The 477-nt window shown below is 32.5% G+C and carries 1 protein-coding gene; it reads right to left on the bottom strand.

Going from position 1 to position 477, the window contains the following annotated elements; all coding sequences use genetic code 11:
- Positions 1-383: redox-sensing transcriptional repressor Rex (locus tag HZY83_RS05690; RefSeq protein ID WP_179943091.1), on the bottom strand; the 383-nt coding region annotated here is incomplete at its 3' end.
- Positions 384-477: the final 94 nt, after the last annotated feature.

Here is a 477-nt window from a genome sequence, read left to right as displayed (position 1 = left end):
CCCACTTTCTCTCCAATTAGATCTTCTCTAATATCGAAAGCTTCAGTAATTGTCATCTCAGCGTGTATTGAAAAATTATAAGTAAGTAACGCGCGACCTAGATTACCAACACCTACTATCGCAATTTTAATTTCATCACTTTCACTTAGTTCAGACTTGAAAAATTCAAGCATACTATCGATGTTGTAACCATAGCCTTTTTTACCTAATTCTCCAAAATATGAAAAATCACGACGAATCGTTGCCGAATCTATTTGTAAAGCTTCACTGATTGCTTTAGAATTCACACGGTCGATACCCTTAGATTTTAATGTACTCACAAATCTATAATATAAAGGTAAACGCTTTAATGTAGCACGAGGAATTTTAATATTTTCTGGCATCCAATATGTCCCCCTTAAAGTTTGAATGAATTATATTTATGTATTCAAACGTTTTATCGTGCAAGTTGTAAGGCGTTTAAATAAACAAATAATT

Origin of the sequence: Gemella sp. GH3 (assembly GCF_013415425.1) — a bacterium.
Taxonomy (GTDB): Bacteria; Bacillota; Bacilli; order Staphylococcales; family Gemellaceae; genus Gemelliphila.
The sequence above is the reverse complement of the archived record's forward strand: the minus strand, read 5'-3'. Positions and strand labels throughout refer to the sequence as shown.